At 70.5% G+C, this 23,825-nt stretch carries 20 protein-coding genes; 10 read left to right on the forward strand and 10 right to left on the reverse strand.

Annotated elements, in window-relative coordinates; translation table 11 throughout:
• Positions 1 to 211 precede the first annotated feature (211 nt).
• The 3 genes from ACZ6KY_RS28980 to ACZ6KY_RS28990 all read left to right on the forward strand — a co-directional run bounded on the left by ACZ6KY_RS28980 (position 212) and on the right by ACZ6KY_RS28990 (position 4,025).
• Entirely contained in the window at positions 212 to 1,300 is a 1,089-nt protein-coding gene (locus tag ACZ6KY_RS28980; protein WP_469313215.1) for a rhamnogalacturonan acetylesterase, read from the forward strand.
• A gap of 138 nt (positions 1,301 to 1,438) precedes the next feature.
• Positions 1,439 to 3,241: a DUF2264 domain-containing protein gene (locus tag ACZ6KY_RS28985; protein WP_469313216.1), complete on the forward strand. Its 1,803-nt coding sequence runs from the start codon at positions 1,439 to 1,441 to the stop codon at positions 3,239 to 3,241.
• Between the two features lie 49 nt (positions 3,242 to 3,290).
• Positions 3,291 to 4,025, forward strand: coding sequence for a rhomboid family intramembrane serine protease (locus ACZ6KY_RS28990; RefSeq protein ID WP_469313217.1), 735 nt, complete (start codon positions 3,291 to 3,293; stop codon positions 4,023 to 4,025).
• Positions 4,026 to 4,317: 292 nt separating this feature from the next.
• Here the strand turns inward: ACZ6KY_RS28990 and ACZ6KY_RS28995 are convergent, their stop codons facing one another.
• Positions 4,318 to 4,815, reverse strand: coding sequence for a hypothetical protein (locus tag ACZ6KY_RS28995; RefSeq protein WP_469313218.1), 498 nt, complete (start codon positions 4,813 to 4,815; stop codon positions 4,318 to 4,320).
• Between the two features lie 154 nt (positions 4,816 to 4,969).
• On the opposite strand from ACZ6KY_RS28995, the gene ACZ6KY_RS29000 reads away from it, so the two are divergent.
• Positions 4,970 to 5,578, forward strand: a complete 609-nt coding sequence (locus ACZ6KY_RS29000; protein ID WP_469313219.1) for a DJ-1/PfpI family protein — start codon at positions 4,970 to 4,972, stop codon at positions 5,576 to 5,578.
• A 190-nt stretch (positions 5,579 to 5,768) separates the two neighbouring features.
• Positions 5,769 to 6,608: an enoyl-CoA hydratase/isomerase family protein gene (locus ACZ6KY_RS29005; protein WP_469313220.1), complete on the forward strand. Its 840-nt coding sequence runs from the start codon at positions 5,769 to 5,771 to the stop codon at positions 6,606 to 6,608.
• Positions 6,609 to 6,617: 9 nt separating this feature from the next.
• Here ACZ6KY_RS29005 and ACZ6KY_RS29010 read toward each other — a convergent pair whose 3' ends face one another.
• Positions 6,618 to 7,019: a hypothetical protein gene (locus ACZ6KY_RS29010; RefSeq protein ID WP_469313221.1), complete on the reverse strand. Its 402-nt coding sequence runs from the start codon at positions 7,017 to 7,019 to the stop codon at positions 6,618 to 6,620.
• Positions 7,020 to 7,161: 142 nt separating this feature from the next.
• Here ACZ6KY_RS29010 and ACZ6KY_RS29015 point away from each other — a divergent pair, with 142 nt between their 5' ends.
• Positions 7,162 to 7,632, forward strand: coding sequence for an Lrp/AsnC family transcriptional regulator (locus tag ACZ6KY_RS29015; protein ID WP_469313222.1), 471 nt, complete (start codon positions 7,162 to 7,164; stop codon positions 7,630 to 7,632).
• Between the two features lie 10 nt (positions 7,633 to 7,642).
• On the opposite strand, the gene ACZ6KY_RS29020 is transcribed toward ACZ6KY_RS29015, so the two are convergent.
• On the reverse strand, positions 7,643 to 8,230 hold the full coding sequence (locus ACZ6KY_RS29020) for a TetR/AcrR family transcriptional regulator (RefSeq protein ID WP_469313223.1): 588 nt from the start codon (positions 8,228 to 8,230) through the stop codon (positions 7,643 to 7,645).
• A gap of 247 nt (positions 8,231 to 8,477) precedes the next feature.
• Here ACZ6KY_RS29020 and ACZ6KY_RS29025 point away from each other — a divergent pair, with 247 nt between their 5' ends.
• Together ACZ6KY_RS29025 and ACZ6KY_RS29030 are read left to right on the forward strand one after the other, a co-directional pair.
• Positions 8,478 to 10,184: a PHP domain-containing protein gene (locus tag ACZ6KY_RS29025; RefSeq protein ID WP_469313224.1), complete on the forward strand. Its 1,707-nt coding sequence runs from the start codon at positions 8,478 to 8,480 to the stop codon at positions 10,182 to 10,184.
• Entirely contained in the window at positions 10,181 to 10,792 is a 612-nt protein-coding gene (locus ACZ6KY_RS29030) for a hypothetical protein (protein ID WP_469313225.1), read from the forward strand. The genes ACZ6KY_RS29025 and ACZ6KY_RS29030 overlap by 4 nt, the downstream gene beginning before the upstream one ends.
• Before the next feature lie 76 nt (positions 10,793 to 10,868).
• On the opposite strand, the gene ACZ6KY_RS29035 is transcribed toward ACZ6KY_RS29030, so the two are convergent.
• The 6 genes from ACZ6KY_RS29035 to ACZ6KY_RS29060 all read right to left on the reverse strand — a co-directional run bounded on the left by ACZ6KY_RS29035 (position 10,869) and on the right by ACZ6KY_RS29060 (position 19,887).
• Positions 10,869 to 13,802: a glycoside hydrolase family 2 TIM barrel-domain containing protein gene (locus ACZ6KY_RS29035; RefSeq protein WP_469313226.1), complete on the reverse strand. Its 2,934-nt coding sequence runs from the start codon at positions 13,800 to 13,802 to the stop codon at positions 10,869 to 10,871.
• A gap of 12 nt (positions 13,803 to 13,814) precedes the next feature.
• Positions 13,815 to 14,615 carry a carbohydrate ABC transporter permease gene (locus ACZ6KY_RS29040; RefSeq protein WP_469313283.1) on the reverse strand — a complete coding sequence of 267 codons (801 nt, stop codon included), beginning with the start codon at positions 14,613 to 14,615 and terminating at the stop codon, positions 13,815 to 13,817.
• An 86-nt stretch (positions 14,616 to 14,701) separates the two neighbouring features.
• On the reverse strand, positions 14,702 to 15,667 hold the full coding sequence (locus ACZ6KY_RS29045; RefSeq protein ID WP_469313227.1) for a carbohydrate ABC transporter permease: 966 nt from the start codon (positions 15,665 to 15,667) through the stop codon (positions 14,702 to 14,704).
• 20 nt (positions 15,668 to 15,687) lie between these two features.
• Positions 15,688 to 16,950, reverse strand: coding sequence for an ABC transporter substrate-binding protein (locus tag ACZ6KY_RS29050; RefSeq protein ID WP_469313228.1), 1,263 nt, complete (start codon positions 16,948 to 16,950; stop codon positions 15,688 to 15,690).
• A gap of 249 nt (positions 16,951 to 17,199) precedes the next feature.
• Positions 17,200 to 18,447, reverse strand: a complete 1,248-nt coding sequence (locus ACZ6KY_RS29055; RefSeq protein ID WP_469313229.1) for an ROK family transcriptional regulator — start codon at positions 18,445 to 18,447, stop codon at positions 17,200 to 17,202.
• A gap of 189 nt (positions 18,448 to 18,636) precedes the next feature.
• Positions 18,637 to 19,887 carry an FAD-binding protein gene (locus ACZ6KY_RS29060; RefSeq protein ID WP_469313230.1) on the reverse strand — a complete coding sequence of 417 codons (1,251 nt, stop codon included), beginning with the start codon at positions 19,885 to 19,887 and terminating at the stop codon, positions 18,637 to 18,639.
• A gap of 196 nt (positions 19,888 to 20,083) precedes the next feature.
• Here ACZ6KY_RS29060 and ACZ6KY_RS29065 point away from each other — a divergent pair, with 196 nt between their 5' ends.
• Positions 20,084 to 21,094, forward strand: a complete 1,011-nt coding sequence (locus ACZ6KY_RS29065; protein WP_469313284.1) for a hydroxyacid dehydrogenase — start codon at positions 20,084 to 20,086, stop codon at positions 21,092 to 21,094.
• A 123-nt stretch (positions 21,095 to 21,217) separates the two neighbouring features.
• On the opposite strand, the gene ACZ6KY_RS29070 is transcribed toward ACZ6KY_RS29065, so the two are convergent.
• The gene (locus tag ACZ6KY_RS29070) at positions 21,218 to 22,102 is read right to left on the reverse strand and encodes an alpha/beta fold hydrolase (RefSeq protein ID WP_469313231.1); all 885 of its coding nucleotides are present in this window, start codon (positions 22,100 to 22,102) and stop codon (positions 21,218 to 21,220) included.
• Between the two features lie 176 nt (positions 22,103 to 22,278).
• On the opposite strand from ACZ6KY_RS29070, the gene ACZ6KY_RS29075 reads away from it, so the two are divergent.
• Positions 22,279 to 23,601 carry a radical SAM protein gene (locus tag ACZ6KY_RS29075; protein ID WP_469313232.1) on the forward strand — a complete coding sequence of 441 codons (1,323 nt, stop codon included), beginning with the start codon at positions 22,279 to 22,281 and terminating at the stop codon, positions 23,599 to 23,601.
• The last annotated feature ends 224 nt before the right edge of the window (positions 23,602 to 23,825 follow it).

Here is a 23,825-nt window from a genome sequence, read left to right on the forward strand (position 1 = left end):
TGGGGAGGTGGAGAGGTGGGGGGTGCGGGTGTTTCGCAGAGTGACAGTCGAACCGTCATCGCGAAAGGGCTTTCGCGCGGCGGAAGTTGGCTGTTGTATGAAATCGGGCTTCCCTCTAGTAAGCGCTTGTCCAAGAGCGGTACCGTCCTGCCGCCAGGTCTCGTCGCCCTGTCGCCCTGTCGCCCTGTCGCCCCGTCGTGAGGAGCCGCACATGAGACGTCTCACCATCGCTGTGCCGCTGCTCGCGATGGCCGTCGCCGGTGCGCTGTCGGCCGCCCCGGCCCAGGCCCGCACGGCGCGCCCCGCCCTGGGCATGGAGAACTGCACGGCGACCGCCTGCCACTTCGACGTCCCGCCGGGCACGTACGACGTCCGGGTGCTGCTCGGCGGCCGTACCGCGGCCAGTACGTCCATCAGCGGCGAGACCCGCCGCTCCCTGCTCCCCGAGACCGTCACCGAGGCCGGCCGGCCCGTGGCGCGCGGCTTCACCGTGAACGTCCGTACCCCCGAGGGCGAACCGACCGGCCCCGAGGGCACACCGGGCCTCGACCTCGTCATCGGCGGTTCGGCGCCCGCGCTGGCGGACATCCGGGTGACCCCGGCCGCCCTCCGAGACCTCGGCCCCGCCCGGCTGGGGGACGGCCGCACGCGCACCCGGCAGATCTTCCTGGTCGGTGACTCGACCGTCTGCGACCAGCCCGGCGCCCCCTACTCCGGCTGGGGCCAGCAGCTGCCGCAGTACTTCAGGAAGGGTCTCTCGGTCGCCAACTACGCGGATTCCGGGGAGAGTACGGTCACCTACCTCGCCGACCCCCTCCTCTTCCCGACCGTCCAGCCGCTGATCCGGGCGCACGACCTGGTACTCATCCAGCTCGCCCACAACGACAAGACGACCGACGGGACGACGTACCGTACGAACCTCGAAACGCTGGTCGCGGGCGTACGCGCGCGGGGCGGCGAACCCGTCCTCGTCACGCCGATCGTCCGCCGCTGGTTCAACGCGGACGGCACCCTGAACAACGACACCGCACTGCTGGTGAACGGTCTGGGCGTCGACCATCCGGCCGTCATCCGCGCCGTCGCCGCCGCCGAGGACGTGCCGCTCATCGACCTCACGGCGAAGACCAGGGCTCTCGTCGAATCACTCGGCGTCGAGGGATCGAAGGCGATCTACCTCTACAACGAGAAGCGGGACAACACCCACACCTCGGTGCACGGCGCCACGGTGTACGCGGCCCTGGTCCGCGACGAACTCCTCGCCCTGCATCTGGTGCCGAGGGCTCTGGTGAGGGTGGGATGAGTCCCTGGGGCGTCCCGACCGGAACCGGGGCGCCCCAGGTATCGACCCTCGGCCATGCCCGGACGCCCCCAGGCGCTTGGCATGACGAGGTGCCCGGGCGTACCGAGACGCCCGGCGCAGCCCGGACCGGAGGCCCATGTGACGCCCGCCGAACCTTCCGAGGACCGCTCCCTGAGCCCGTACACCGGCTGCACGCGCGCCCATTGGGAGGCGGTCGCCGATTCGCTGCTCGCCGCGGTCGCGCCGTACGCCACCGATGACGGAGCCCTCTACCACTTCCCCGGGAAGCACACGAGCACGTCCGGCAGGCTCTCCGACGGACTGGAGGGCTACGCCCGCACGCTGTTGCTGGCCGGCTTCCGCCGCGACGAGAAGGTCCTGGAGCGGTACGCGGAGGGGCTGGCCGCCGGAACGGCGGGCGTCTGGCCCCGAGTCGAGGACCGCGGTCAGCCACTCGTCGAGGCAGCGTCGATCGCGCTCGCGCTGCGGCTGACCCGGCCGCTGCTGTGGGACCGCCTGGACGACGGCGTGCGGCAGCGGGCCGCCGACTGGCTCGGCGACGCCCTGACGGCCGAACCATGGCCCTGCAACTGGGAGTTGTTCCCGGTGACGGTCGGCGGATTCCTCCAGGAGATCGGACACGAGCCCAAGGCGTCACGCGCCGCGATCGACCGCGGCCTGGAGCGCATCGAGCAGTGGTATCTCGGCGACGGCTGGTACACCGACGGCCACGGGCGCAAGTTCGACTACTACAACGGCTGGGCCATGCACCTCTATCCGGTGCTGCACGCGTGGCTGGCGGACGACACCCGGCTGCTCGACCTGTACGCAGGTCGCCTGGAATCCCATCTCGCCGACTACGCCCGCCTGTTCGGCGGCGACGGCGCTCCGATGCTCCAAGGCCGCTCGCTCACCTACCGCTTCGCGACCACCGCGCCCCTGTGGCTGGGCGCGCTCACCGGCCGTACGCCCCTGTCCCCGGGGGAGACCCGTCGCCTCGCCTCGGGCGCCCTGCGCTACTTCCTCGACCGGGGCGCGGTGGACGAGAACGGCCTGCTCACCCTCGGCTGGCACGGCCCCGACGAGGCGTTCCTGCAGCACTATTCCGGCCCCGCCTCGCCGTACTGGGCCGGCAAGGCCTTCGTCGGCCTGCTGCTGCCCCCGGACCACGCGGTCTGGACGGTCCAGGAGGAGCCGGGTCCCACCGAGCGCGCCGACGCCGTCACCCCGATCGGGCCGCCCAACTGGCTTCTCCAGTCGACGACTTCGGACGGTCTGGTCCGCCTGCACAACCACGGCAGCGAGGACGTCCGCTACGACCCCTTCTACACGCGGCTCGCCTACTCGACGGTGACGGAGCCCTCGCCGTCGTACGACAACAGCGTGATCGTCGGTGCCGACGCGAGCCGTACGGGGATCGAGCCGCTGGGCGTCGGGGAGGGCTGGGCGGCGTCCCGGCACACCGTCTCGGCGGGCATCGAGGTCGCCTGCCTCGTGGTCGCGCGGGGCGCCGTGGAGGTGCGGGCCCATCTGGTGGCGGGCGCGGATCCCGGGACGCGGGTCCGGGTCACGGGCTGGGCCGCGCGCGACGGCGCACGCTCCGAACTCCTGCCCGTGCACGGCCTGTCGGGAACGGGGGAGGGCGTCACCGGGGACGACGCCACCCTCTTCGTAGCCCTCGTCCGCCTGACCGCCGAGCCGGACCCCCTCCCGCTCACGGACCTGGTGTCCGTACGGGTGACAGCGCCCGAGGACGGGGGGCCGGGGGCGTACGACGTGACGGTGACCTGGACCCAGGGAGAGACGGCGAGCTTCCGGTTCGACGGGCTCGGTGGTTCTGCCGGTCGGGAAGGTACGTCCTCGGGGCCGTCCGTGGTGGTGCGACAGGCAACCGTCGGAGATGGGGCCCTGAGCGGAAGCGGCTCCGCCGGGATTCCCTAGAGTTCGGGGTGAGGCGGAAACGGATCCGCCGGGGGACGGGGAGCGTGCCATGGGTGGGTCGGACCAGGACCGGGGCGGCAGAGGCCCGGTCGACGCCGAGCAGATGATCGCGGAGGCGCGGAAGGCCTTCTTCGTGATGTTCGGGTTCCTTGTGATCGTCTGGCTGGTGCAACTGGCCAACTACGCCGACCACTACGCCCTCTCGCGGGACTACGGGGTGGTGTCCGGCGACTTCGGCACGTTGCCCGACATCCTCAGCGCACCTTTCCTGCACTGGAGTTGGGCGCACATCGAGAGCAACTCCGGACCACTGTTCGTCTTCGGATTCCTTGCCGCCTACCGAGGCGTGGCCCGCTTCCTCGGTCTGAGCCTGCTCGTGGCGGTGACCAGTGGGCTCGTGGTCTGGTTCTTCGAACGAGGCAACGTGGACACGGTGGGCGCCAGCGGCCTGATCTTCGGTTACTTCGGCTACGTCGTGGTCCGCGGGATCTTCGACCGGCACCTGATCGACACGCTGATCGGCGTCGTCATGGCGGCTTCCTTCGCCTACCTGCTCACCGTGGCCGTACCCGGGACGCCGGGGGTGAGCTGGCTCGGACACCTCGGCGGCCTGCTCGGCGGCCTGGCCGGGGCCTGGCTCTTCCGAGACCGTCACCCGCGCCCCCTCCCGCCCACCCGATCCGACGGCGGAGGGGCGGCTCCCGCCCGCCGTACCCCGCAGACGGACACCGCCAACCCGCGCGCGGACCTGCACAAGGAACTGGGCGATCTGGGCCTCCTCTGACAGAGCCGTCACCGCCCTGGCCGAGACCGAATCGTCCGTGGACGCTGCGCGGGAACCCGGGCGCGTACCGGGCCGACCGGCCGAGCAGGCGCGTCGCGGCGGGGACGAGGACGCCGCGTACCGCGACGGCGTCGATGAGGATGGCCAGTCCGGCGCCGAGGCCGAACATCTGCGTGAAGCTGCCCCGAGTCCCCGCTCGCCCCGACTGATCGGCACGCGTGGGGCACGACGGCTCAGCGCTTCCGCGCTCCGTAACGGCAGCTGTGGTGCGGCCGGTACCCCACGGGCGGTTTCACGGGCTGCATCGGCAGTAGAGGTGGGCGTCCGCCATCCGCGCCCGGCGCGCCAGGGCTATGAACACGTCGACTGCGTCCTTGACGGCGAGGTAGTCCGCGAAGTCGACCTCCTCGATCTCGTACCACTGTGCCGCCACCATCGGGACCGCTTCCTCGGGGAGGTCGGCGAGGATGTCCCGCCAGCGGTCGGGGAGTTGTTGGAGGATCACGCCCGAGTTCCAGGGGGAGTCGGGATCGGTGGGCTCGCCCTGGGGGTACGGCAGGTCGGGCCAGATCAGTTCCGGCTTGTCCTGCCGATCGGTGAAACGGACGCCCTCGGCGTAGGTGACCAGTTTGGCCAGGACGACGTTCGGGTCCAGGCCCTTCGCGTCGATCCAGTCCGCGCCCGCTTCTTCCAGCGACGTCCCGCGGAGCCAGTCGCCGTCCGGGCCAATGGCCTGATGCACGGCCGTGGCGTGGTCGGTCGTGTGGAAGTAGTCGTACAGCACACCCATGTCGGCCTCAGTCCTTCACCGGATCCTGGGTTCAAGTAGAGCAGGCGACACTGACATCGGGTCGGCGGAGCGGCCACCGACCGCCGATTGGCCTGTGACCTGGGTGCGGCGCCCTGAGAGACCGCGCTCCCGTGCCGTGCTTCGAGGAGATGCCATGCAGGTAGCCGTGGTCACCTTTGACGGATTCAACGAACTCGACAGCTTCATCGCCTCGGCGCTGATCAACCGGTGCCGAAAAGACGGCTTGGAGGCCTTCATCGCGACACCCACGCCGATGGTCACGTCCATGAACGGTGTCGAGGTGACCGGTCAGCGCCCGATGGAGTTCGTGACCGAGGCCGATGTCGTGCTGATCGGGAGCGGGGTGAAGGCGCGAGAGGTGGTCGCCGACGACCGGCTGATCGCGAGGCTGCCGCTCGCCCCTTCGCGACAGCTGATCGGTGCGCAGTGCTCCGGCGCGCTGGTGCTCGCCCGGCTCGGGTTGCTGGAGGGCATGCCCGCCTGTACGGACATGAAGAGCCGGCCCTTTGTGGAAGCCCACGATGTCACCGTGCTGGACGCGCCGTTCCACGCCGAGGGGAACATCGCCACGGCGGGCGGCTGCCTGGCCTCGCAGTATCTTGCCACCTGGGTGATCACCAGAATGCTCGGGGAGGACGCCGCGCGCGACGTCATCGGCTACGTCGCTCCGGTCGGCGAGAACCAGGAGACCGTCGAGCGCGCCCTGCGCGCCGTCCGGGCGGGCGAGGCCGTACGGCACTGACGGCGCGCGCATCATTCCTCAGGGCCGCCGCTCAGTCGTCCAGGGCTGAACCCATCGCGAAGTCAGGGCCATCAGGAGAACTGGTGCGGCGCGGCACAGCATGACGAAACCGGGTGGAGTGTCTACTGTCGAGCCCCGGGCGGTCCGACGTGGCGCAATGAGCTTCGGCCTCGATGACAGGAGGACCGAGATGACCGCCTCGTACGAAACCATCAGGACCAGGCTGGACGGCACCGTCCTGTCCGCCACGTTCGACGCGCCGCCGATGAATCTCATCGGTCCCGAGGTCGTGCGGGATCTGGTCGCGCTGCTGGAGGAACTGTCGCACCCGACCGCCCCACGCGTGGTGATCTTCGACAGTGCCGACGCCGACTTCTTCTTCCCGCACGTCGACATGACGAAGGTCCCCGAGTACACCGCTGAGGCCGCGAAGGCCGGAGGCCCCGGCGACGCCTCCCTGGGAATGCTGTTCCGCAAGCTGAGCCTGCTCCCGGCTGTCACCATCGCCAAGCTGCGCGGACGTGCCCGGGGCGCGGGAAGTGAGTTCCTCCTCGCCTGCGACATGCGTTTCGCCTCCCGGGAGAACGCCGTCCTGGGCCAGCCCGAGGTGGGAATCGGGGCACCCCCCGGCGCGGGCGCGATCCAGCACCTCACCCGGCTGATGGGCCGGGGTCGTGCGCTGGAAGTCGTGCTGACGTCGTCGGACTTCGACGCGGACCTCGCCGAACGCTATGGATGGATCAATCGCGCGGTCCCCGACGCCGAACTGGACGCGTTCGTGACAGGCGTCGCCGCGCGCGTGAGCGGCTTCCCCCGCGATGCGCTGATCGCGGCCAAGTCGGCCGTCAACGCCGTCAGCCTGCCGACGCCTGCCGAAGTACGCGCGGACGCCGCCCTGTTCCAGCAACTCGTCCGAGGCGAGGAGACCCGGCGGCGTACCGCTGAGCTGTTCGAGCAGGGATTCCAGACCCGTGGCGCCACCGAACTCGGCCTCGGAGACGCGCTCGGCCACTTGAAGGCCGCCGACTGACGAGCGGTCCTACCATGTCCGCCACTCGTCCGTGAGCTCGTAGCGACCCAGTCCGTGGCGGGCGGTCAGTGCCACGATGTCGACGCCGTGCTCGGTGAGCGACTGGTCGATGTAGTCGCACAGTTGCTCTCGCTCGCCGGTCTCGTAGGCCCCTCTGTCGTGCGCGTCGTTCACCGCGTTGAGGGCCAGGACGACGCGTTCCACCACGGCGAGGACCTGTTCGTCGTCGGCGTCGCCAGGTCGAGGAATCTCGGCCTCGAAGGTGTCGAGGACCGCGTCGGTGGCCGCGAGCAGTTCATCGGGGAACAGTTCGGCCATGCAGGCGCACTCGGGATCCAGGGTGCCGGCGGCAAGCTCTTCCGCTTCTTCGGCAATGCCGTGACGCCAGTTCGCAGTCGGTCTCTCAGCCATGGGCGGGACCGTACAGGCGAGGACTGACAATGACGCCGAGACCGGGAACGTGGTTCGGACGATGGCCTGCGCAGCAGGCAGAAGGTGTGATCGTCGGACGATCTGCCGAATTCAATTCGGTGGATGGGGAAGAGTGGCGGTCATGGATGAACTTGATGCGGAGATCGTGGAGCACCTTCAGCGCGACGCCCGGCAGACCAACCGGGATCTGGCCCGCAAGCTCGGTATCGCCCCGTCGACCTGCCTGGAGCGGGTACGGGCGTTGCGCAATCGCGGCGTGATCACCGGGTATCACGCGGCCGTCGACCTGCGCGCCCTCAACCGCCCCGTCCAGGCCCTGCTGTCCGTGCGGGTGCGGCCGCTGAGCCGCGAGGTCGTCGAGGGCTTCAAGGAGTACGCGGCCGGTCTCCCCGAGGTGCTGTCGGTCTTCGTCGTCGCGGGCGGCGAGGACTTCCTCGTCCATGTCGCCGTCCCGGACGTCGACCGGCTTCACTCCTTCCTGCTGGACCGCTTCAGCGAGAGACCCGAGATCGTCGACTACCGCAGCTCGGTGATCCATCAGCATCTGAGCAACCCGGTGGCGGGCCCGCTCAGACCCACCGGCACAGAGTGAAAGGCGCGCGTCAGGCCCGGTCCTCGCCCTTCGCGCGGGGCCAGTGCTCCAGGGCCACGTGCAGCGCGTCCAGCGCGTGCCTCCACGACGTCTCGACGTCACGTGGGGCGCCGAATCCGCCGATGGCCTCGAGGTTGCAGTAGCCGTGGAAGGTGCTGCGCAACAGGCGTACGGCGTCTGTCAGATCGGGCTCGGACAGCCCGTACGCGCGCAGCATGCCGTACGTGACCTCGGCCGTGCGGCGGTAGGTCGTCGTCCCGGCGACGAGGGCCGGGTCGAGCTGTGTGTGGGTGGCCCGGTAGCGACCGGGCCGTTCCAGGGCGTACAAGCGATAGGCGTCGGCGAAGGCGACGAGCGCGTCCTTGCCGGCCCGCCCGGCCACGGCGGTGGCGATCCGGTCGATCATCTCCCCGGACGCGAGCAGCGCGATGCGCTCGCGCAGCTCCCGCAGGTTCCTCACATGCGCGTACATGCTCGCGTCCTTGACCCCGAACTGCCGGGCCAGGGCCGCCACGGTGACGTTCTCGAAGCCGATCTCGTCCGCGAGTTCGGCCGCGGCCAGCACGACCCGCTCGGTCGTGAGCCCGGCACGAGCCATGAGGACCACCTTTTCGCCACAGACCATTTCCTAGGGAACCCAGGCAGAACCCTAGTCCCGGCGGACCGCCAACTCCACGGAAGTCCTGACGCAACGGGCATCCGGAATGCCAACAGGCCTTTGGGTAAGGGCAGTTGACCGGTCCAGGTCGCCCGGCGAACACGAGTGCGCCGCCCGCCGTTCATGCTCCGCGCCGAATCTCCTCATGACGCGCCCGCAGGGGCGGGGCGGAATTCAGGAGGCGGTCATGGGGCACACGCACGGACACGAGCACGGGCACCACCATCACCACCATCACGACCACGAGGAGACGGGCACCCCGCTGCCCGCCGCCTTCGACACCTCCGTGCCCGACGAGGCCCTCACCCCCGAGCAGCGGTCGCGCCGGTCACTGCTGCGCCGCGCGGGACTGCTCGGCGCGGGCCTCGCCGCCGGCGGCGTCCTCGCGGGGGCCGCCACCCCCGCGTACGCCTCCACGGGCGGCCGGCGGAGAGACGGCTTCCTGTGGCTGGCCGGGGACCACCACATCCACACCCAGTACAGCAGCGACGGCAAGTACCGCGTCCGCGACCAGGTCCGGCAGGGCGCCGCGCACGGCCTGGACTGGATGGTCATCACCGACCACGGCAGCGTGACGCACGCCAAGATCGGTGTGGACAAGGTCAACCCGGACATCCGGGAGGCCCGGGACGCCTACGAGGACACGCTCGTCTTCCAGGGTCTGGAGTGGAACATCCCGGCCGCTGAGCACGGCACCGTCTTCGTCCACCCGGGCCGCAACGAGGTCGCGGTCCTCAAGCAGTTCGAGACCGACTACGACGGCAGCGTCAAGAACGCCTCCGACTCGACGCCCGCCAACGAGGCGCTCGCCATCGCGGGCCTCAACTTCCTTGCCGAGCAGGTCCAGCGGCGCCGCGTCAAGGACATCCTGATGCTGGCCAACCACCCCGCCCGCAAGGGCCTCGACTCCCCGCACGAGATCCGCGCCTGGCGCGACGCGACCCCCGCGTCCCACCAGATCGCCGTCGGCTTCGAGGGCGCGCCCGGCCACCAGGGCGGCGGTATCGAGAAGACGTACGGCATGGGTGTCGCGCGCGGTCTGTACGACAACAGCCCGAGCGCCAACTCCTTCGCCGGGTACCCGCTGGAGAGCTACCGCACCTGGGGCGGCTTCGACTGGATGACCGCCACCGTCGGCGGCCTGTGGGACAGCCTCCTCGCCGAGGGCAAGCCCTGGTGGATCACCGCCAACTCCGACTCCCACCAGGTCTACACGGACACCGCCGTACGCGGCGGACCGGACAGCGACTTCGACGCCAACGGCCGGCACACCGACCCGGTCTACGGCGGCAGGATCGACCTCACGCAGGGCGACTTCTGGCCCGGCCAGTACAGCCGTACGCACGTCGGCTCCGACGGGTTCTCGTACTCCGCCGTGATGGACGGCATCCGCGCCGGCCGGGTGTGGGTCGACCACGGGCAGCTCCTCAGCGGTCTCGACGCCCGGGTCTCGGGTGGCGGCCGCTGGGCCACCCTCGGCGGCGCGCTGCACGTGCGCAAGGGCACCCGGGTCACGCTCACCGTCGACGTGGGACTGGCCGGCGTCCCCAACTGGGCAGGCTTCGTGCCGAAGCTGGCGCGCGTCGACGTCATCCAGGGCGATGTGACGGGCGCGGCCGCGGACCGGGACACGATCACCGCTCCCACCGCGCGGGTCGCCAAGTCCTACGAGGTGGACAAGTCGGCCGGAACGGTCCGCCTCACCTACGACCTCGGCGCCGTCGACCGTCCGGTGTACGTCCGTCTGCGAGGCACCGACGGCAACCGTTCCGCCGTCGGCCTGAGGGGCACGGCGGTCGACCCGGCGGGTCCGGCCGTGGACGTCCTCGGCGACGCCGACCCGTGGAAGGACCTGTGGTTCTACTCCAATCCGGTGTGGGTCCTCCCGTCGTGAGCGAGTGGTACGTCGTCGGAGTCGACACCGGTCATACGGGATCCCTGCGGGAGGCCGACCACCTGCTGCGGGCGCTGGCTGCCGAACTCGATCTGAGTGAGGACGTGTTGGGCTGCACGCATCACGTACGGGACGGGCGGCGGCCGCACACGGCGCTGTCCTTCGGCGTGCCGTCGGAGCGTGCGGCCCGCGCGCTCCGGGGGCGGCTCACGGAGAAGGGGGCCGGTCCCGACGCCGGTCCCGGTGCCCTCCCGGGTGTCGCCTTCGGCGCTGAGCTGCACGGGTCCGACGAGCTCGCGGCCGGAGCCGCACACGCCGCCGCGGAGCACATGGCCCGCACGGGTGGCCGTGCCGTCCTGTACCCGGGGGCCGACGCCCTCACCGGAGTCATGACCGTCGCACGGCTGCTGGAAGTCTCGGCGGTGGACCGGCTCGCCGTGCTCGGCTCGCCCGAAGGCGCCGATCCGGAGGCGAAGTTGGTCACCCGTGAGCACGTCCGTCCGGAGTGGCGCGACGGTCGTCTGGTCCTCGCGGTGATGCCGGCCGCGGGCGGCACCCTGGTCCCCTTCGAGGTACCGGACCCGACGCCCTGCTGCGCCGGCCACTGAGTCCGACGGACGCGACCCGCACACGAGCGCGGCCGGACGGCTGAAGAGCCGTCCGGCCGTGCTCTGTACACGGCGGTCAGTCCTGGATCTCCGAGAAGACGAACGAGAACTCGGCTGGTGCGGCCCGCAGTTGATACTGAGGAAGGGTGCCGGGACCGCACGACTGCGAACCGATGCCCTGCTGGCCGTGGTCGAGGTTGACCCAGACCGTGTCCCCGGGGCGCAGATCCGGCAGATGATCCGCGGCGTCCAGTCGCTCGGTCGTCCAGCGGCGCGCGGTGAACCAGAAGGCCGGGTCGCCCTCGATCCGCAGGCCGCCGATCTCGGCCCAGCGGACGTCGGGCCGGGCGCCGTTCTCCTGCGGGCGCACGTACGGCGTCTGCATCGCGTCGACCGTCGACTCCCAACGGCCGGTCATACACGCCGTTTTGGTGTCGGGGTACCCCTCGCCGGGTCCGCCGCCGAACCAGGTCACCCGGTCCGCGGAGCCCGCGAGCCCGAGCCGGACGCCGAGCCGTGGCAACGGCAGCTTCCAGTGGCCCTCCGGTGCCACGGACACGGTCAGCCGCAGCCGTGTGCCGTCGGAGGTCCACCGGTACACCGTGCGCAGGCCCACCTCCCGGGCCGCGGGCGCCACCCGGGTCCGTACGGTCAGGGCGTCGTCGCCCAACTCCACCCCGTCCAGGCGGTGCCGCATCCGATGCAGCCCCAGGGTGCGCCAGAGCGGGCCGTAGCGGGCGTCCGGCTGCCAGTGCGCGCCGTTGTCGTTGTCGGTCGGGGCGCGCCACACGTCGAGGCGCGGGGCGGTGACCTCGACGCCGCCGACGGTCAGCAGCGCACCGGTGCGGGCGTCGAAGGTGCCGGGCCCGAGGGTGATCACCCGCTCGCCGCGCACCGGAACCCCGGACGGCGTGAGCCGCGGCAAGGCCGCCTCCGTCACCGGCAGCTGGGCCCAGGCGACGACATGGCCGCGCGGCCCCCACGCCGTCTCCTCGGCCAGCACCGCCCGGACCGTCCACCGCGCCCCGGCGCCCCCCGGGTCCGCGGGCGGCGTCGGCAGTTTGACGTCCGCCGACTCGCCCGGGGCCAGCGCGGGCACCGGGAGCGGGCCCGACTCGATGGTCTCGCCGCCCACTTGGTACGACCACTCGAAGGCCAGGGCGGAAAGGTCCGCGAAGTCGTACCCGTTGGTGACGCGCACGGTGCCGTCCGAGCCCGTGACGGGTTCCCGGCGCGGTTCGGACGGGGCGGTGGAGCCACCGGCGTCGATGCGGACGGGCTCGATCACCTTCTTGTACTCGACGAGCCCGGGGGACGGCGTCCGGTCCGGGAAGAGAAGTCCGTCGCAGACGAAGTTCCCGTCGTGCAGTTCCTCGCCGAAGTCCCCGCCGTACGCGAACCCGTACCGCTCGTCCTTGATGCCGTGGTCGATCCACTCCCAGATGAAGCCGCCCTGAGCACGGTCGTACGAGGTGAACAGGCTTTGGTAGTCCGCGAGTCCGCCCGGCCCATTGCCCATGGCGTGCCCGTACTCGCAGAGGATGAAGGGGAGCTGACGTCGCCTCAGGCCGCCGCCGTCCAGGTGCCGGCCGATCCGCTCGACCTCGGCGTGGTCGGCGTACATGCGTGAATAGACGTCCGTGTCACGGCAGTCGGGGTCGCCCTCGTAGTGGATGAGCCGTGAGCTGTCGCGCCCACGGATCCACTCGGCCATGGCGGTGAGTCCGCGCCCGGTGCCGGCCTCGTTGCCGAGTGACCAGAGGACGACGGACGGATGGTTCTTGTCGCGCTCGACCATGCGCGCGGCCCGGTCGAGCAGTGCCGGTGTCCAGCGGAGGTCGTCGACGGGGTTGTCCCGCCAGGCCTGTTCGGTGAAACCGTGGGTCTCCAGGTCGCACTCGTCGATCACCCACAGACCGTACTCGTCGCACAGGTCGAGGAAGGCGGGGTGCGGCGGGTAGTGCGAGGTGCGCACGGCGTTGATGTTGTGCCGCTTCATCAGCAGCACGTCCGCGAGCATGGTCTCCGGATCGAGGGCGCGGCCCTTCTCCGGATGCCATTCGTGCCGGTTGACGCCCTTGAAGAGGATCGCCGTGCCGTTGACCTTGATCAGACCGTCCTCGAGCGCGACGGTACGGAAGCCGACGCGCAGCGGGACGCGCTCGCCCTCGGTGACCAGTTCGCCGTCGTACAGCCGGGGTGTCTCGGCCGTCCACGGCAGCACCGGCACCGTGACCGGTGTGCCGGTCTCGACATCGATGTCCAGCGCGGGCACGAGGATCCGCCCGTCGACGTCGGAGTCGACGCGCAGGGTCCCCAGGCCCCGGTGATGGTCGTACGAGGCGTGCACGAAGAAGTCGAGCGCGCCGCCCGCCGGGCGGTGCAGCAGGGTGACGTCACGGAAGATGCCCGGCAGCCACCACTGGTCCTGGTCCTCCAGGTAGGAGCCCGCCGACCACTGGTGCACCCGGACCGCGAGCACATTGCCGCCCGGCTTCAGCAGATGGCCCACGGCGAACTCGTGCGGCAGCCGCGAGCCCTTGAACTCGCCGAGGTCCGTGCCGTTCAGCCAGACCCGGGCGCAGGACTCGACCCCGCCGAAGCGCAGGACCGAACCGCCGTCCGCCGGCCAGTCGGACGGCAGGTCGAAGTGCCGCAGGTGGTCACCGGTCGGGTTCTCGGTCGGTACGCGCGGCGGGTCGACCGGGAACGGGTAGAGGTGGTTGGTGTAGATCGGCGAACCATGACCTTGCAGCACCCAGTGGCCCGGGACCCGCACCTCGGTCCAGCCCCCGGGCTCGTACCCCTCGGCCGCGAACGAGTCGTCCTCGGCGTCGGCGGTGGGCGACAGCCGGAAGTCCCAACTGCCGTTCAGGGAAAGGGACCTGGCGTCCGAGGTCGCGTACCAGGCGCGCGGTGGGAGGGCGCCGCTGCCGGGGGAGACGTCCTCGACGTAGTCGGTGGCGGACGGGGGAGAGGCCGGTTGTCCGGGAGAGGTGCGGAAAGACATGCGTCTCCTAGTTCAGCCCTTGATGCCGGTCTGTGCGATTCCCTGGACCAGCCAGCGCTGGAGGAAGAGGAACACGAACACCAGGGGCAGGATGGAAATGGCCGTGGCCATGAAGATCAGATGGAAGTTGACGGTCTGGTTCGTCATGTACGAGGACAGGGCGACCTGGACCGTCCAGGCGTCGGGGTCCTGGCCGATGACCAGCGGCCACAGGAAGGCGTTCCAGCCGCTGATGAACGTGATGGTCGCGATAGCGGCGAAGAAGTTCAGGGAGTTGGGCACGACGATGCGCCAGTACGCGCCCCAGTAGCCGAGCCCGTCCATGCGCGCCGCCTCCTCCAACTCCCTCGGGAACCCCAGGAAGTACTGCCGGAAGAGGAAGCACGTGAAACCGCTGAAAAGCCCCGGAATGATGAGACCGCGAAGACTGTCCACCCAGCCGAGCGACGACACGAGCACGAAGCTCGGCACGAAGGTCACGGCGGAGGGGACCATCAGGGTGACCAGTACCCCGTAGAAGACCTTGTTGGCGTGCTGGTACGGGATCCGTGCGAGGCCGTAGCCGGCGAGCGAGCAGACCAGCAGGGTGCCGAGGGTGTGCAGGACCCCGACGACGGCGGAGTTCCACAGGGAGCGGGCGAAGGGGACGGTGGGATCGTCGAACAGCTCCGTGATGTTGCCCCACTTGAGGTCGGTGGGGAAGAACTGCCAGTTCTCGCCGGTGATTTCGGCGTCGGTCGACAGGGAGTTGCGGACGAGCAGATAGAAGGGGACGAGGAACAGCAGACCGGCGACGCCGGTGGCGACGTACAGGCCGGTGCTGCCGAGGACTCCGCCCCGGTCCCGCCGGCGCTTCCCCGGCGCGGCGGCGTGGGCCTTCCGGCCCGGGGTGACGGCGGTCACTCGGTCTCCTCCCCGCGTCCGAATCCCATGAACGTGCCCTGGAGCAGGGTCACCACGCAGATCAGCAGGGTGAGGATGACCGCGCCCGCGCTGCCCGCGCCGTAGTCCTGGGCCTGGCCCAGCGCCGTGTAGTACAGCTCGACGAGCGGCGGGCGGCCCCAGGTGGTCTTCGACAGCAGGTTGAAGAACTCGTCGAAGGCCTGGTAGGCGGCCACGAGGAGCAGCAGGATCACGGCCGTCGAGGTGGCGCGCAACTGCGGCAGGGTGATGTGGCGGAAGGTCTGCCAGCCGGGCCGGGCACCGTCGATCGCGGCGGCCTCGTACAGCTCCGGCGGGATGTTCTGCAGGGCCGCCAGGAAGAGGATCATGTAGAAGCCTGCCTGGAGCCAGAGCCGGGCGCTCACGATGACCAGCCAGTACCACGGCGGATCGGGGTCGGCCAGCCAGGCGATGTTCTCGACGCCGAACCAGCCGAGGACGGTGTTCATCAGACCGAAGCGGACCCCGCTGAAGATGGACATCTTCCAGATCAGCGAGGCGGCGACATAGCTGCACGCGGTCGGCAGGAAGAACACCGACCGGAAGAACGCCCGCATGAACCGCAGCCGGTTCACCAGCAGCGCGAGACCGAGGGAGAGCGCCCAGGTCAGCGGCACGATGAACGCGGCGAAGACGGTGAACGTCACCAGTGACCCGGTGAAGTCGCCGTTCTCCAGCATCTGCCGGTAGTTGTCGAAGCCGACGAACTTGTCCGGGGTGACCGTGAAGCGCGCCTCGAAGAAGCTCAGCCACAGGCTCCAGCCGATCGGCACATAGACGAAGACCAGCAGGCCGATGAGGAAGGGGCCGGTGAAGAGCCAGAAGTTGAAGGTGGCGCCGCCCCGAAGCCTCCGCCGCGGCCGGGGCGTTGTGGCCTCGGCAGGGGCGGGGCGTGAGACTCCGCGTGAGGTGGTGGTCGACATGTCGGGGCCCGTCCGTCGGTCTATCCGAAGAGCTTCTTGAGCTCGCGGTCGACGGTCTGGTCGGCTTTGTCGAGCGCGGCCTCCGGGTCCCCGCCCTTGCGGACGCAGTTGGCGAAGACGTCCTCAAGTGCGGTGATCATGGACTGGGTCCAGCCGATGTTGTCGAAGTGCCCGTACTCACCGAAGAGTTTGACGCCCTCGGCGGGCAGCCCCGACTCGAGCTTGGTGGCGGACGCGGCGAGCGAGGTGCGCGGCGGGATGTGGAAGCCGTACGACAGCGACCAGTCCTCCTGGTACTTCTTCTGGTCGATCCAGAGCCACTTCACGTACTCCTTGGCCAGGTCGACGTTCCTGCCCTTGGCGTTGACGAACATCGACCAGCCGCCGTTGTAGACGGAGGGCTTGCCGGAGTCGGTGACCTTCGGGAAGGCGAAGACCCCGATGTCGTCGCCGAGCGCCTTCTGCATCTGCGGCATCGCCCACATCCCGCAGAACTGGATGGCGCACAGACCCTGGTTGATCGCCGACGGGTCCCAGTAGTCCGCCGGGGCGTCCAGGAGCAGATGGCCGCTCGTGAAGAGCCCCCGCATCTTCTTCAGGCCCTCCTTGACCCCCTCGGTGTGGTAGGCGATCTGGTTCTTGGAGTCGAGGGTGTCGGCGCCCGCCGACCAGATCATCGGGTTGATGACAGCGTGCAGGTCGTTGCCGATGAACAGGCCCTTGACCTTGCCGGTCGTCAACTTGGCGGCGGCCTCGATGAGTTCGTCGAGGGTGGTCGGCACCTTGACGCCGGCCTTCTCCAGCAGGGAGGGCCGGTAGAAGAAGAACTGCGGGTCGTCGATCATCCGGACGCCGTATATCTTCCCGTCGACCGTGTGCGAGGCGATGTCGGCCGGGTTGAAGTCGTCCTTGACCGGATCGATGATGTCGCTCAGGTCCGCCACCTGGCCGCTCCTGACGAGCTGGATCTGCGGGTGGAACTCGAAGAGATCGGGTGCGTTCTTGGTGAGCAGCGAGGCGAACAGCTTGCTCTCGAAGTCGCTGCCGGTGATCCACTGCGTGGTCACCCGGGCCTTGTCGTAGGCCTTGGCGTACTTCTTGATGGCCTGCTCGGTGCCCGCCTCCCCGTAGGCGTGGAAGTACTGGACCAGCTCCTTGCCCGAACTCCCGCCCCCGGAACGTCCGTTGTTGCTGCCACATGCGGCCAGCGGCCCGAGGGCGGCGAGGCCGGCGGCGGCCCGCAGTACGGATCGACGGTCCCAGTTGCTGCTCAATGCCGACATGGTGACGTCCTTGTCCTCGATGCGGTCTGAGTGCGGCTGCGGCTCGAATTCGCGGTGCGGTGCGGGACGTTAACCTTCTACTAAGGCTTCGGCAAGGGGTTGGACGAAGTCGGCGCGAAGCGTTGCGGGGGGTTCGGGATACCGGACGTGCCGGGCCGCGGTCCACCGTCGCGGTGGACCGTGGATGCTCAACTCACAGCAACACGGCTCTACTTGGAGCGGACCGCGCTGATCGTGTCGCGTTCGTCGTCACGCCTGAGGTGCTGTGCGGCTCCTCGCGGGAGCGGCCTGCTTGGCAGGCCGCTGGCCGACCGACTGGAGTGCCCCTTCGAGGGCGAACGTGGCCGCGCCGAGGCAGACCGGGTCCGTCGGGATGGGGGAGAGGACGATCTCGGTGGCCGCGAGCGGACGCCGCAGCGCGTGCCGGGCGACGGCCTCGCGCACCTCGCGCAGCAGCGGTTCCCCGAGCGTGGCCGCGACCCAGCTGCTCAGCACGACCACTTCGGGGTTGAGCAGGTTGACCAGGTCGGAGATCCCGGCGCCGAGGTAACGCGCGGTGTCGCGTACGACCTTGAGGGCGACCGGGTCCTGCGCGGCGACGCCCGCCGCGAGGGCGTCGATGGTGGCGGTCTGGTCCTCCGGGTGCAGCAGAGCGCTCCCGGGGCTCGACTCCCGCAGATTCAGCATGATTCCGGGTGCCCCGACGTACGTCTCCACACAGCCGTGGTTGCCGCAGTGGCACAGCCGGCCGTCCAGCACGAGGGTGGTGTGGCCCCACTCGCCTGCGCTGTTGCTGACACCGCGGTGCAGTCCGCCGCCGAGCGCGAGACCGGCGCCCACGCCCGTGCCCAGGTTGACCACCACGGCGTCACCGCGTCCGCGGGCCGCGCCGAACCACAACTCGGCGACGGCACAGGCCCGCAGCGGGTTGTCGAGGTACAGGGGGTAGGCGATGTGCTCCGCGAGCAGATCGAGCAACGGCACGTCGTGCCAGTCCCAGTTGGGCGCGTACTCCGCGATCCCGGTGTCCCGGTCGACCTGCCCGGGGACGCTGACCCCCACGCCGAGGACCCGCGCGCCCTCCACCCCGGCCTGCGCGACCACCGAGCCGACGGCGGCCGCGACATGCCCGACCACCTGCTCCGGGCGGCTCTCGCCGGGGCGCATGTCCTCGGCGGCGCGGGCGAGCACGTTCAGGGCCAGGTCGAACAGCTCGACCCGGACGTACGTCTCCGCGATGTCGACGCCGATGAGGGCGCCCCCCGCCGCGTTCACCGCCACCAGCCCCCGGGGCCGGCCGCCCGCGGAGTCCTCGAACCCCACCTCGGTCAGCATCCTGAGGTCGAGCAGCTCACCGACGAGCGTGGCGACCGTGGCCAGGCTGAGCCCCGTCGCCGCCGCCAACTCCTGGCGCGAGGTGGGGGATTCGGCGATGATCTGGCGCAGCACCTCGTACCGGTTCGCGGTGCGGATGTCGCGTGATGTACCGCGCTTCATGAGGCTCCCCCTCGCTTCCGCGCACCGGATGCCGGGCGCGTCGGCCGACCAGATCTTCGGGCCGGGGTCCGGGATCGCCCCGGGGCGGCACGGCACCGATCGCTTCCCCCGGTCGTCCGTGCCCTGACGAGGCCCGTCGGCCCCGGCGCTGCGCAAGGCTATGGCCTGCCGGGGACTTTCGACAAGGGGTTAGGAAAGGGGGTGGAGGAAGTCCCCCACGAAGGCGTTCGTGAACGTGCCCGCCGCGTCGAGCTCGTCGGCCAGCGCCCTGAACTCGGCCAGTCGCGGGTACCGTTCGCGCAGCACCATCGGCGGCACGGTGAACACCTTGCCCCAGTGCGGACGCGGTCCGAACGGCTCCAGCGCTTGCTCGACCCGCCGTACCACCGGCAGGACGGCCTCGGTGTCCTCGACCCAGGTGAAGTGCAGAGCCACGGTGTCCCGGCCGTACGCCGGACTCAGCCACTGGTCGTCGGCTGCCACGGTCCGCACCTCGCAGATCTGCAGCAGCGGCGCGATCGTCTCGCGGATCGCGTCCAGGGCGTGCAGCGCGGCCAGGGCGTCCGAGCGCGCCAGCAGATACTCGGACTGCAACTCGGCCCCGCTGCTCGGGGTGAACTCGGCCCGGAAGTGCGGAAGTCGCTCGTGCCAGGGCCCCGGGACGCCCAGCTGCTCGGTGCAGTTGCGGGCGGGCATGCCCGGCACCGGGTGCAGGGCCTCGGTCGCGGGCACCGCCCACGGGAAGTCGGGCAGCGGCTGGTCGGTACGCCGCTTGAGCCACACCTGCCGGAAGCCGGGACGCCCCCAGTCGGTGAACAGGCTCACGCTGTAAGCCGACGCGGCGACCGTCTCGAAGTCCAGTCCCTCCAGAGGGAGTTCGGTGAACACATGCTGGCTCACCTCGAAGTCCGCCTCCAGGTCGAGGGTGAGCGCGGTGACCACACCGAGCGCGCCCAGCGAGGTCACGGCGCCGTCGAAGCGCGCCTCGCCCCGGCGGATCGTCAGGGCCGAACCGTCCGCCGTGATCAGCTCGACCTCGCGCACGGCGGAGGCGAGCGACCCGTTCGTGACCCCGGACCCATGGGTGCCGGTGGCGACCGAGCCCGCCACGGAGATGTGCGGGAGGGAGGCCATGTTGTGCAGCGCGAACCCCTGCTCGTGCACCAGGCGGGCGAGTTCCGCGTACCGGACGCCGCCCGAGACCCGTACCGTACGGGCCGTCGTGTCGACGTCCACCGCGGGCGGCAGCGCGGTCAGCGACAACAGGACGCCGTCCGCGCCCGGCTCGGCGATCTCGTTGAACGAGTGCCCGCTGCCCAGCACCCGCACCCGGGAACTGTCCGCGACCAGCGCGCGCAGCGCGTCGAGCGAGGAGGGCCGGTGCAGCTCCTTGGCCGCGTACGTGATGTTGCCGGCCCAGTTGGTCAGGGTCCGAGTCATCCCTGTCGTCCCTTCCCGTGAAGTCGCCGTACGTGGCCCGTGCGATGACCACCCGGGGAACGTACCTTGCCGGTCCGCCGAGGTGGCAGACCTGCCGTTGACCCTCTCACGTGGCGCGATCTACCTTGGAGAGCGGTTGCTGTCGTCGGCGTCACCGAACCGGAAGGCCACCTCCTTGCCCGAGCGTCCTGTGGTGATGGCGTCCGAGCGGCCTGTGGCGATGTTCGCCATGACCGCCGAGAACGTGACGCGGATCTTCCCTCCGGACACACTCGCCCGGCTGCGCGCGCTGGTGGACATCGATCTCTCCTTGGCGGCGGGCGACTTCGCCGATCCACGGGTACGGGCCCGCCTCGCCGACACCGAGATCCTGATCACCGGCTGGGGGTGCCCCGTCCTCGACGCCGGCACGCTCGACGCGGCCCCGAAGCTGTGGGCCGTGCTGCATGCCGCGGGTTCCGTCAAGAGCTTCGCCACGCCGACGGTGTGGGAGCGCGGGATCGTCGTGTCGTCGGCCGCCGCCGCGAACGCGCTGCCCGTCGCCGAGTACACGCTCGCCATGATCCTGCTCGCGGGCAAGGACGTCTTCGCCCACCGCGAACGCCTGCGCACCGACCGGACCTTCCCCTACGGAGAGATCCTTCCCGGCGTCGGCAACTTCGGCCGCCGCGTCGGCATCGTGGGCGCCTCCCGCATCGGCAGGCGTCTCATCGAACTGCTCCGGCCCTTCGACCTGGCGGTGAGCCTCGCCGACCCCTACGTCGACGAGGCAGGGGCCGCCGCTCTAGGCGTCCCCCTGCTGCCGCTCGACGCCCTGCTCGCCGGCAGTGACATCGTCACGATCCACGCCCCGCAGACTCCGGAGACCCGGCATCTGATCGGCCGCCGCGAACTCGCGCTGATGCCCACGGGATCGGTTCTCATCAACACCGCACGCGGCTCCCTGGTCGACCACGACGCCCTGGTCGAGGCGCTGCGCGCCGAGCGGATCAGCGCGATCCTCGACGTCACGGACCCCGAGCCGCTCCCCGCGGACTCCCCACTGCACGACCTCCCGAACGCCTTCATCACGCCCCACCTGGCGGGTTCACAGGGCAACGAGGTCGCCCGCCTCGGCCAGACCGTGCTGAACGAGACCGAACGCCTCCTGTCGGGGAGAGAGCCGGAGTTCCGGATCGACCTGGAGGACCTGGAGCGGGCCGCTTGAGCGGGGCGCTTGTGCTGCCCCTGGGCGGGGTGCTCGGGCGGGTCCCCCGAGCGGGGTGCTTGAGGGGTGGCCGTTGGCCGGGTATCGCGTGCCGCCTGCCGGGGGTGCCCCACCCGGCGCGCCTCACACGGTGGGTCGTACGGCGCCGGTGGGGAGTCCCCGGCGAGCGGGCCGGGCGAGGAACGCTGCCGTCGTGGAGACGAACCGTTCCGGGTCGTCGAGCCACGGGAAGTGCCCGGTGCCGGGCTGGACGACCAGCTCGGCGTGCGGGAACAGGGCGGCGATCCGGGCCATCGCGGGAGGCGGGGAGTTCAGGTCGGCCTCCCCGGCGAGCACCAGCACCGAGGACGCCAGGCGGGCGAGCGCCGCCCGGGTGGCGGCCGGGGTGAACGCGCCGTCGGCGTAGCGGGCCGCGGCCTCGTGGTTCTTGTGCGCGTCCTCCGCGTCCCGGTGCGCTCGCGCGGCCTCGTCCCAACGGCCGTACCAGAAAGGGGCGATGGCCAGGAACGCGTCGGCGTCCCCGTTCCCGGCGACGATCGCCTCCAGCGCCGCGAACGCCTCCGGGAACCACGGCTCGTCCCGGCGCAGCAGTGCAGTCGCCCGCCTGACCTCCGGGGTGATCTCGATCCCGACGGCGTAGACGCTCGGCGTGATCAGCGCGAGCCGCGCCACGCGCTCCGGATGGCGCTGCGCGTAGAGCAGCGCCAGATTCGTCCCGCCGGAGTGGGCGAGCAGGTCCATCCGGTCGAGCCCGAGGTGCTCGCGCAGCGCTTCGACATCGTCGACGAGCCGGTCGCAGCGGTACGAGGCGGGGTCCGCCGGGATCGCGGACCCACCGGTCCCGCGCGGGTCCAGCATGATCAGCCGCCGGTGCGCGGACAGCCCGCCCAGGTCCCCGAGATACCCGCAGTCCTGCATCGGCCCGCCGGGCAGACACACCACCGGTGAGCCGTCCCCGAAGGTGTCGAACGCCAGCTCGGTCCTGTCGTACGCGATGAAGGAAGGCATGGCGAGGACTCTCGCAGCGGCGCCCGGACGGGGCAAACGGGATCCGGCGCCGCGGCGGGCGTCGCGCGGCGCGAGGGGACCCGGCACGGCCGATGTCCGAGCGGGGGCATACCGTGAGGAGTCGAACACGACAGACGAAGCGACAGACGAAGCAGGTCGAGAGCGAGGAGAACGGGATGGGCAGCCGCACCGCGCTGGTCGAGGATCTGATGGAGCGGTTCCCGCACGTGCCGCGGGAAGCCGTCATCAAGGAGGACCTGCTCCGCGGGGGCGTGGCCTTCGACGCCTCGGCCCTCAGCGACAACGAGAACGGCGAGGTCAAGCCGAAGTCGTACTTCATCTTCTCCTTCGACCACGGCACCCTGCCCGAGCTCGGTGAGGCCGCGCTGCGGCGCCCGCCCGAGGAGATCATCCTCACGGGTGGCCCGTACGACCTGCGGCGCACCGTCGTGTCCGTGCGCGTCAATCCCGCCTCGCCGTACCGCGTCGCCGCCGACGACGAGGGCGTCCTCGGGCTCTACCTCGACGGGAAGAGGATCTCCGACGTCGGCGTGCCGCCGATGCCCGAGTACTACCGGCACACCCTCTCCAACGGGAAGTCCGTGATGGAGGTGGCCCCGACGATCCAGTGGGGGTACCTCATCTACCTCACCGTCTTCCGCGTGTGCCAGTACTTCGGCGCCAAGGAGGAGTGCCAGTACTGCGACATCAACCACAACTGGCGCCAGCACAAGGCCGCCGGCCGCCCGTACACCGGCGTGAAGGACGTCGAGGAGGTCCTCGAAGCGCTGGAGATCATCGACCGCTACGACACCGCGAAGGCGTCGACGGCGTACACCCTCACCGGTGGTGCGATCACCAAGACGGTCGCCGGGCGGGACGAGGCCGACTTCTACGGGCACTACGCCAAGGCCATCGAGGAGCGGTTCCCGGGGCGGTGGATCGGCAAGGTGGTGGCCCAGGCGCTGCCGCGCGACGACGTGCAGCGGTTCAAGGACTACGGCGTGCAGATCTACCACCCCAACTACGAGGTGTGGGACCGCCGGCTGTTCGAGCTGTACTGCCCCGGCAAGGAGCGCTACGTCGGCAGGGACGAGTGGCACAAGCGCATCCTCGACTCCGCCGAGGTCTTCGGCGCGCGCAACGTGATCCCCAACTTCGTGGCGGGCGTGGAGATGGCCGAGCCCTTCGGCTTCACCACGGTCGACGAGGCCATCGCGTCGACGACCGAGGGCCTGCGCTTCTTCATGTCGCACGGCATCACGCCGCGCTTCACCACCTGGTGCCCCGAGCCGACCACCCCGCTGGGCAAGGCCAACCCGCACGGCGCGCCGCTGGAGTACCACATCCGTCTGCTGGAGGCCTACCGCGCCACGATGGACGACTTCGGTCTCAAGTCACCGCCCGGATACGGAGAGCCCGGTCCCGGCCGAGCGGTCTTCTCCGTCAGCTCCTTCATGGACAGCCTTCCCGCGCGGGAGCCCGCCTCCCAGGTGTGACCCGCGCCCCCGAGGCGCACCCCGCACGGCCCGGACGTCATCCGTACGTCCGGGCCGTACGCGTCCCACCGAGCCCGTACCGCGCTCGTACCGCGAGCTGCCCTGCCCGGGGAATGGCAGGTCCTGTGAAAGTTGAAGCGATCGGTCCCTCCCGCCCCGCGTTCCGTACGACACTCGGGGCGACCGGAGTCGGACGGTCCACCGTGTGATCGCGCGACCGCGAT

The organism is Streptomyces sp. NPDC042002 (assembly GCF_055588305.1).